We start from the raw sequence: 9,331 nt of genomic DNA, 5'->3' as shown, positions 1-9,331 counted from the left end.
CCCCCCCCCCCCCCAGCCGGTCAGCGGACGACGAGCGTCGCCGTGCCGACCGAGGACGTCACGGACGAGGTGCCCGCGTAGGACGCCTTGACGGCGTAGCTGCCCGCCGCGAGCTTCGGGAGCGTCACCTTCGCCGTCCCGGAGCTCGTGAGCGAGGCCGTGCGCGTCGCCACGACCGTGCCGCCGCGCGTCACGGTGAACGTGACCGTGCCCGTGGGCCGCACGCCCGTCGCCGTGACCTTCGCGGTGAGGACCGGCGCGGTCGTCGGCTTCACCGTCGGTGCCGTCACCGTCGTCCGCGACGGCGCCTTGGTCACCACGAGCGTGACCGTCGACGTCGAGCCCGCGAACCTCGCGTCGCCGCCGTAGGACAGCGTGAGGCGGTGCGTGCCGACCTTCAGGTCGGTGCGGACCGTCACCGTGACCTTGCCGCGCACGAGCGTGCCCGTCCCGACGAGGCGCGTGCCGTCCAGCACCCGCACCGTGCCCGTGGGCGTGCCGCCCGCGCCGGCGACCACGACCGCGACCGTGCGGGTGGCGCCGTAGGCGACCGTCGACGGCGACAGCGTTCCCTTGGTCGTGGTGGGCGTGAGCGTCACGCCGGCCTTCGGCACGACGACCGTGCCGGCCGCCTCGACGTTGCCGACCTTGTCGACCGCGCGGAACCACACGGTCGTGGCCGCCGAGCCCACCGTCACGGGCGTCGCGTACGTCCGCCACGTGCCGGACGACGAGGTCCGGTACTCGATGCGGGCGACGCCCGCACCGTTGTCGGCGGCGCGCAGCGTGACCGTGCGCGCCGTGCTGTCGACGACCGCGTTCGAGACCGGTGCCGTGGCGTCGATCCGGAACGTGAGGGCCTTGATCAGCGAGACGTTGCCGGTCGCGTCGAACGAACGCGCCTGCACGGTGTGCTCACCCTCGCCCGAGACCTGCGCCGTCGCGGTCTCACCCGCCGTCGGCGTCCACGCGCCGCCGTCGACCGCGACCTCGACCCGGTCGACCGCGCGGTCGTCCGCGCCCGTGGCCGTGACCGTCACGGGCTGCCCGAGGTAGCCCTTGACGGGCGTGCCCGAGGCGGTCAGCGACGCGACCGTGGGGATCGTCGTGTCGGGCGTGTGCAGGCGCAGGAAGGTGATCGAGTACGCCGGGAAGTCGTACGCGAAGTCGTTCGACACCCCGGTCAGCGCGCGCTCGACCGGGACGAGCCTGGTCGGGTTCGCCTTCGTGTTCATGTCGCCCGGCTGCCCGACGATCTCGATCGCCGTGCCCTCGCCCTCGACCTCGACGTCCGAGGTCACGACGCGGGTGCGGCGCACCGAGTCGGAGGTGTTGACGACCTTCACGACGAGGTCGCCGGCCGCGACGTCGCGCGTGACGACCTGGTACACGTCCGCCGGGACGACGTCGTCGAACTCCATCTGGAGCTCGCCGTCGAGGTACAGCTCGATGTGCCGGCCGTCGACGACGACCTTGAGGTCGTACGTCTGACCGGTCACGATCGAGTGCCCCTCGACCGCGGCGACCTCGCTGGCCGCACCGCCCGCTGCCTTCTGGAGCGCCTGGCGGGTGTTGTTCCAGCCGCCGAGGTTCCACCAGTAGAAGTTGTTCGTGCCCGTGGCCGCGAACCCGACGAGGAAGCCCTCGCTGCCGGAGACCTTGGTCGCCTCGAGCTCGAGCGTGTAGTTGTCCCAGTCCTTCGCGTACGCGCCGGTGACGATCGAGCGGGCGTCGGTGACCGACGCCGACGACTGGCGGTACTTGCCACCCGTGACCGCCCACGACCCGGTCTGCGGCGACCACGCGTCGGCCGTGCCGGAGAAGTCGTCGGAGAACAGCACCTCGTCGGTCTCGTCGTCGGTGACCACGACGTCGTCGTAGTCCGCGACGGTCGACCAGGTGGACAGGAACACGCCGCCCGACAGGTCCGGGACCGCCTCGGTGGCCGTCTCGTACCCGCTCGGGACGACCTGGTCGCCCTTGTTGTTCCCGAACAGCTCCTGCACGTAGTAGTTGACCGAGCCCCAGGACTCGTCGTTGTCGTACCAGATCGCGTCGGGCGACCACTGCACGTAGCTCTCGTTGGCGAGCAGCGGCGCGTACGACGCGAGCTTGACGATGTCGGAGTTGCGCTCGATCGCCGTCATGTACGACGCCTCGGACAGCGCGTTCCACATCGTGTTGCCCTTGGAGGCGTACTCGCCGAGGAACACGGCGGGACCCTCGCGGTCGTACGAGTCGTAGCGCTCGTTGTTCGTGAGGAACCAGTCCGGGTCGTTGTAGTAGTGCTCGTCGACCATCGCGACGTCCTGCGCCCGGTTGTAGGCCCACAGGGTGTCGAAGCGCGCGCCCGCGTCGTCGGGGCCCGAGTTCGAGATGATCGTGACGTCCGGGTACCGCGCGGCGATCGCGTCGCGGAACTTCGGGAAGTTCGCCTCGAACGTCGTCGTGTTCTCCTCGTTGCCGAGGCCGATGTAGCGCAGGCCGAACGGCTCCGGGTGGCCCAGCGACGCGCGCACGGCGCCCCAGGTCGTCGTCGTCGCGCCGTTGGCGAACTCGATCAGGTCGACCGTGTCCTGCACCCAGCGCGCGATCGTGGCGTCGTCCTTCATCTCCGGGATCGTGCTGCCGCAGCCGTTGGCGCCCACCGAGAGCACCGGCAGCGGGGTCGCACCCAGGTCCTCCGCGAGCTCGAAGTACTCGAGGTACCCGATGCCGTAGGACTGGTTGTAGCCCCAGAAGTTCCAGTTCGTCGCCCGCTCCTCGACGGGTCCGATGGTCTCCTTCCACTGGTACGTGCGGCGGCGGTCGACGTAGCCGGACTCCTCGTACGTCTTGAACGTGCCGACGTTGGTCACGCAGCCACCGGGAAAGCGGACGAACGAGGGGTTGAGCGCCTCGATCTTCTCCGCGAGGTCCTTGCGGAGCACCGACTTGCCGTTGACCGGCCCGACCCACGTGTCCTGCGGGAACAGCGACACCTGGTCGAGCCGCAGCGTGCCCGCGGCGCCTGCGAGCACCGCGAGGCGGCCCGCGTCGGTCGTCGCGGTCGCCGTGAGCGTCACGGCGTACTTCTTCCACGTGTCCGAGCCGTCGACGGCTACCGTGCCCGTCGCGACGACCGCGGTCCCCGCGACGTTCTCGACCTGCACCGTGAGCGTCTGGGCCGCGCTCGTGCGTGCCCACACCGAGAAGTCGTACGACGCACCGGCCTCGACCGGCACGCCCGTGTTGTAGCCGGCGTTGCGGATGCCCGCGCCGGCGCCCGTCGCTGCGAGCCTCAGGTAGTAGCGGTTGGTCGCGTTGAGCCGGTTGCCGTCCGTCAGGACCGTCGCCGTCGAGCCCGCACCCGCACCGCGCGCGAGCGTCTCCCACGCGGTCATGCCCGTGAACGACGAGTGGTCGGACGTGTTGAACTCGAACGACCGGTTGCGCACCAGCTCGGCGTACAGGCCGCCGTCCGCGGCGTAGTTGATGTCCTCGTAGAAGATGCCGTACAGGTCGTCGGAGATGTCGATCGAGGTCGCGTCGCCGTCGATCTCGAGGACGCCCTCACCGCCCGCGACGTACTCGAGCGTGAGCGGCTGCGCGTCGCCGGCGGTGCCGAGCGTCAGCACGCCGTCCGCGCCGAGCCGCACCCAGCCCGAGCCGTCGGCGAGCCGCAGCGCCACCGCGCCGCCGCCCACGTCGGTCAGCCGCAGCTGCGCGGGCTCGTCCGCCGCCGCACCCAGCGCCAGGCGGTCGTCGTCGACCACGACCGGCAGGTCGTCGCCGAGGGTGCGCAGCGTGACCGCACCGTCGTCGTCGCCGGCCGCGGGCACCAGGGCCAGCACGGTCGTCGGGCGCTCGTCACGCAGGGCGAGCGCGCCGTCGTCGGCGACGAGGTAGCGGGGGCCGTCCTGCGCGTGCAGCGTGAACGAGCCGCTCGGCACGACGTCGTCACCCTCGGCCGCCGTCAGCCCGAACGACTCGAAGGCCGCCTCGTGCGACGTGTTGTCCTGCGCCGCGAGGGCGTACAGGCCCACCGCGGTGATGTCGAACGAGATCGTCGTGCTCGACGCGACCACCCAGTCCGAGCCGGACCAGTAGCTGGTCGTGATCGTGTCTCCCGTGCGCTGCAGCCGCAGGGTCTCCCGCTCCGAGCCCGGCCGGTCCTCGAAGTCGACCGACGAGAACACGCCGCCGCTCTCGACGTCGGTCTCGATCGCCCTGCTCGACGGCGACAGCGAGCCCACGTAGTTGAGGCCCGCCCGGACGTAGTTGTCCTGGTCCGACCACGCGATGAGGCCCGCGCCCTGGTAGACCTTCGAGACGGGCGCGTGCAGGGTCGTCACTGCGGTGAAGTCGCCGTCGGGGATGTCGACCGTGAAGACGTTCTTCGCGCTGTTGGCCGTCTGGTAGGTGTCACCGGGCTGCGACGTGAGCGTCAGCGCCCCGGGGTTCGTCGACAGGGACCACGCGGAGGGCACCTCGGACGTGATCTCCCAGCGCGGGTCGAGCGTCGGAGCGTCGAACGCGTCCGTCCACTCCTGCGGGTCGGGGTCCGCCGCGGCGGCGGGGGCGGCCACCGCCGCACCGGCCGCGAGCACCGCGAACCCGGCTGCTGCGGCGACCCAGCGGGCCGCGCGGCGGGGGCGGCGTCTCTCAGGTCCTAGGACCCCAGCGGTCGCGAGAGCATGTGGAATCATCATCTGTGCTCCTACCTCTCCAGTGTGGTGAGCAGCACCCGAGGTCGCCTCGTTGCGACCCGCCGGGGAAAGCCCTCCCGTCCGCCGGGTCGCCCGGTGGCAGCCGGGTCCGGTCGGACGGGAGGGTCTCGTACCTGTTCAGTTGTGCGAGTGCGGGACCGCTATCTGCGCTTCGCGACGAGCACCCGCTGCAGCAGCACGAAGCCGAGCAGGATCGCGCCGATGAGGATGCGGTTCCACCAGATCTCGAGGCCCTCGCGGTTGCAGATCACCAGGATCAGGCCGTACACGGTCACGCCCGCGAACGTCCCCAGGACGTAGCCCACGCCGCCGGTGAGCAGCGCTCCACCGATGACGACCGACGCGATCGCGTCGAGCTCCATGCCGACGCCCGACAGGTTGTAGCCGGACTTGGTGTAGAGCGCGAACAGGATGCCGCCGATGCCGGCGCACGTGCCGGAGATGACGTAGACCCACATCTTGGTCGCGCCGGGGCGCAGACCCATGAGGCCCGCGGCCTGCCCGTTGTCACCCGCGCCGAGCCCGTACACCGTGCGGCCGAACCGCGTGTAGTGCAGCAGGTAGACCGCGGCGAGCAGCACGACGAGCGCGATGATCATCGACAGGTTGACGTACCAGATGTCCGGCTTCTCGCCGAACTTGATCTTCCACGAGGCGAGCGACGCGAAGCCCTCGTCCTTGATGCCGATGGCCGTGGTGCCGATCAGGTTCGCCAGGCCCCGCGCGAGGAACAGGCCCGCGAGCGAGGCGATGAAGGGTTGGATCTTGAAGTACTGGACCATCACCCCGATCAGCGAGCCGATCGCGGTGCCCACCAGGACGCCGACCACGAGCACGAACGGCAGGGGTGCGCCGTTCTCGAGCAGCTTCGCGACGACGAGGCCCGTCAGGGCCACCACGCCGCCGACCGACAGGTCGATGCCGCCGGAGATGATGACGAACGTCATGCCGATCGCCAGCACCAGCAGGTACGAGTTGTCGATGAACAGGTTCGAGAACAGCCGCGCGCTGATGAAGCTGCGGTCGTCGGTGCTGTACCGCAGCTGGCCGATGACGAGCAGCAGGATCAGCGTCGCGACCGTGCCGATCGTCGGCAGGTAGCGACGGTCGAGCAGGCGCCGCCACCACTGGGTCGAGTGGTCGCTGGGCGTGCGCTTGGTCGGCAGCTTCTCCGACACGGACTGCGCGGTCATGCCGACACCTCCACGGACTTGCGCGCTGCGGGCGGCTCGGGCAGGCGGGGCACGCGGCGCAGGCCGACAGACTCCCGCAGGCGCTCCGAGCCGGCGATGCAGATCGCGATGACGACGATGGCCTTGAACAGGTCCTTGGACTCCGACGGCAGGTGGAAGATGATCACCGCGCGGTCGAGGGTCGTCAGGATGAGCGCGCCGACGATCGTGCCCGCGAGGCTGAACTTGCCGCCGTCGAGCTTCGTGCCGCCGATGACGACGGCCATGATCGCGTTGAGCTCCATGAGCTGGCCGATGTTGTTGGCGTCGGCGGCCATGGTCGGCGCGCCGTAGACGAGACCCGCCAGACCGGCCAGGAACCCGCAGATCACGTACACGAGCCACGTGATGTTGCGGGACCGGACGCCGGCCATGTGGCTCGCGACCCGGTTGATGCCGATGGACTCGACGAGCATGCCGAGCGCGGTCTTGCGGACCGCGAGCGCGACGGCCGCGAACACGACCGCGCCGATCACCACGGGCGTCGGGATGCCCAGCACGTACCCGGACCCGATCGCCTTGAACGGTGCCGAGTGGGTCGTGGTGATCTGGCCGCCCGTGAACGCGAGCGCGATGCCGCGTCCCGCGACCAGGATGATCATGGTCGCGATGAACGGTTGGATCCCCAGCCCGGAGACCAGGAACCCGTTGAACGCGCCGACGAGCGCGGCCACCGCGAGCGCGAGGGCGATCGCGATGAACGCGGTGCTCTTCTGCTCGCCGGTGCCCGAGTTGTCGATGTAGGTCAGCGCGACGGCCAGCGAGATCGCCATCACCGCTCCGACCGACAGGTCGATGCCGCCCGTGGCGATCACGAGGCACATGCCGAGCGCGAGCAGCAGGAACGTCACCGAGTTGCGGGCGACGTCGACGAGCTGGCCGAACAGGTGCCCGTCGACGACCTTGATGTCGAGGAAGCCCGGGCTCACGATCCCGCAGGCGACCCACAGCGCGAGCAGCGCCACGACGGGCCAGAACAGGTGGTGCTTGGCCACCCGGGAGACCCAGGTGGGGGTGTGCAAGGTGCCGGTCATGCTGCGTCACTCCCGCTCGCTGCGATGGTCTCGAGGACCGTGGACGACGTGACGTCGGGGCCGTTGGTCAGCTCCCCGACCTTCTCGCGGTCCCGCAGGACGACGAGGCGATGCGACAGACGCAGCACCTCCTCGAGCTCGGAGGAGATGAACACGACGCCCATCCCCTGCGAGGCGAGCTCGACGACGAGCCGCTGGATCTCGGCCTTCGCGCCGATGTCGATGCCGCGCGTCGGCTCGTCGAGGATGATCAGCTTCGGCGACGTCGCGAGCCAGCGCGCCAGCAGGACCTTCTGCTGGTTGCCGCCCGACAGGTTCTTGATGAGCATGTTCGGGTTCGGCGGCTGGATGTTGAGCGCCTTGACGTAGCGGTCCACGACCTCGTCGAGCTCCTTGGCCGGGATCCGGCGCCAGATGCCGCGGTTCGCCTGGATCGCCAGTGCGATGTTCTCCCGGACCGTGAGGTCGGCGATGATGCCTTCCTTCTTGCGGTCCTCGGTGGAGTAGGCCACGCCGCTGCGCAGCGACGCGAGCGGCGCCGCGGACCGGACGTGCTCGCCGAACAGCGTGAGCTCGCCGCCGTCCGCGCGGTCCGCGCCGTACAGCAGGCGCGCGAGCTCCGTGCGGCCCGAGCCGAGCAGGCCCGCGAAGCCGACGATCTCGCCCTGGTAGACCTCGAGGTCGACCGGCTCGATCGAGCCCTGGCGACCGAGCTTGACCGCCTGGAGCAGCGGCTCGCCGCGTGCCTCGTCGTTCGCGACGCGCTGCGCGCCGGCCTCGATCGCGGCGAGCTCGTCGGTCGCACGGCCGAGCATCTTGGAGATCAGCTCGATGCGCGGGAGCTCCGCGGTCAGGTACTCGCCGACGAACCGCCCGTTGCGCAGGATCGTCATGCGGTCGCTGATCTCGTAGATCTGCTCGAGGAAGTGCGAGACGAACAGGATCGCGACGCCGCTGTCCCGCAGCGAGCGCACGACGGAGAAGAGCTCGGCGACCTCGGCCTTGTCGAGGCTCGAGGTGGGCTCGTCGAGGATGAGCACCTTGGCGTCGACGACCATCGCGCGTGCGATCGAGCACAGCTGCTGGACGGCGATCGAGTGCGAGCTCAGCTGCGACGTCGGGTCGATGTCCAGGTTCAGCCGGGCCAGGTACTCCTGGGCCTTGCGCCGCGTGGCGGGCCAGTTGATGAAGGGGCCGAACCGCACCTCGTGGCCGAGCATCACGTTCTCGGCGACCGAGAGGTTCGCGCAGAGGTTGACCTCCTGGTACACCGTGCTGATGCCGGCGCCCTGGGCCTGAGCGGTCGAGTGGAACTGGTGGGGCTCGTCGTCGACGCGGATCTCGCCTGCGTCGATCTGGTAGACGCCGGTGAGCGCCTTGATCATGGTCGACTTGCCGGCGCCGTTCTCGCCCATGAGCGCGTGGACCTCGCCCGGTCGGAGCGTGAGGTCGACACCGTCGAGCGCCCGGACCCCGGGGAACTCGATGGTGATCCCACGCATCTGGACGACGGGGGCGGAGTCGGACGTGAGAGACATCGTTGGTCATCCGTCCTGCTGAGAGAGCTGCTGCTGTGCGGGCAGCGGCCACGCGTGGACGCACGCCCCCGACGGGGCCGGGCGTCGCAGCGAGCAGCTGCGGGAAGAGGAACAGCCGTGCGGCGGGGCGAGCGGCCCCGCCGCACGGCTGTCATGGTGTCACTGGTACGTCACCTGCGTCAGTGCGGCCGCAGTGCGTACCGGCTTGCTCGCGTCAGTACGCGCGTGCGTCGACGTCAGCCTGCGTGATGGTCTGGTCGAACGCCTCGTCGACGACGATGGTCTCCTTCGGGAGCTCCTCGCCGGCGTGGACCTTCTTGATGGCGTCCAGGATCTGGTCGCCGAAGACCGGGTTGCACTCGACGACGTAGTTGAACTTCTTGTCCACGAGGGCCTGCAGGCCGTCGCGCACGCCGTCGATCGTGACGATGATGATGTCCTTGCCCGGGACCTTGCCCGCGGCCTCGATCGCCTCGATCGCACCCAGACCCATGTCGTCGTTGTGCGCGAACAGCAGGTTCATGTCGGGGTACGCCTGCAGCGCGGCCTCCATGGCGGCCTTGCCCTCGGCACGCGTGAAGTTGCCGGACGCCTTGCCGACGATGTTCTCGGCGCCGACGACCTCGTCGAAGCCGGCCTCACGGTCGACCTGCGCGCCCGAACCGAGGGTGCCCTGCATCTCGAAGATCTTGGCGTCGGGGTGGTTCGCCTTGACCCACTCGCCGGCAGTGATGCCCTCCTGCTTGAAGTCGGCACCGATCCACGTGACGTACGGGTCCGCGACCGTGGTGTCGACCGTGCGGTCGACGAGCACGACG

General features: G+C 70.0%; 5 protein-coding genes. All 5 read right to left on the bottom strand.

Annotated elements, in window-relative coordinates; genetic code table 11:
- Positions 1-20: 20 nt before the first annotated feature.
- Positions 21-4,568 carry an alpha-L-arabinofuranosidase C-terminal domain-containing protein gene (locus tag CWIS_RS18050; protein WP_197080818.1) on the bottom strand — a complete coding sequence of 1,516 codons (4,548 nt, stop codon included), beginning with the start codon at positions 4,566-4,568 and terminating at the stop codon, positions 21-23.
- A gap of 281 nt (positions 4,569-4,849) precedes the next feature.
- Entirely contained in the window at positions 4,850-5,902 is a 1,053-nt protein-coding gene (locus tag CWIS_RS10140; RefSeq protein WP_048343166.1) for an ABC transporter permease, read from the bottom strand.
- Positions 5,899-6,975, bottom strand: coding sequence for an ABC transporter permease (locus tag CWIS_RS10135; RefSeq protein WP_048343165.1), 1,077 nt, complete (start codon positions 6,973-6,975; stop codon positions 5,899-5,901). The genes CWIS_RS10140 and CWIS_RS10135 overlap by 4 nt, the downstream gene beginning before the upstream one ends.
- Positions 6,972-8,513, bottom strand: a complete 1,542-nt coding sequence (locus CWIS_RS10130; RefSeq protein ID WP_048343164.1) for a sugar ABC transporter ATP-binding protein — start codon at positions 8,511-8,513, stop codon at positions 6,972-6,974. The genes CWIS_RS10135 and CWIS_RS10130 overlap by 4 nt, the downstream gene beginning before the upstream one ends.
- A gap of 214 nt (positions 8,514-8,727) precedes the next feature.
- Positions 8,728-9,331, bottom strand: a 604-nt coding sequence (locus tag CWIS_RS10125) for a substrate-binding domain-containing protein (protein ID WP_048343163.1), incomplete at its 5' end; no start/stop codon positions are given.

This window comes from Cellulomonas sp. A375-1, assembly GCF_001040865.1.
In the GTDB taxonomy this organism is placed as follows: Bacteria; Actinomycetota; Actinomycetes; order Actinomycetales; family Cellulomonadaceae; genus Cellulomonas; species Cellulomonas gelida.
Note: the sequence above shows the minus strand (reverse complement) of the source record. Positions and strands in the feature narration are given on the sequence as shown.

Excerpts from the sequence above, each read along its gene's own strand:
- CWIS_RS10140 (WP_048343166.1), bottom strand. The coding sequence starts at position 5,902 with ATGACCGCGCAGTCCGTGTCGGAGAAGCTGCCGACCAAGCGCACGCCC.
- CWIS_RS10135 (WP_048343165.1), bottom strand. The coding sequence starts at position 6,975 with ATGACCGGCACCTTGCACACCCCCACCTGGGTCTCCCGGGTGGCCAAG.
- CWIS_RS10130 (WP_048343164.1), bottom strand. The coding sequence starts at position 8,513 with ATGTCTCTCACGTCCGACTCCGCCCCCGTCGTCCAGATGCGTGGGATC.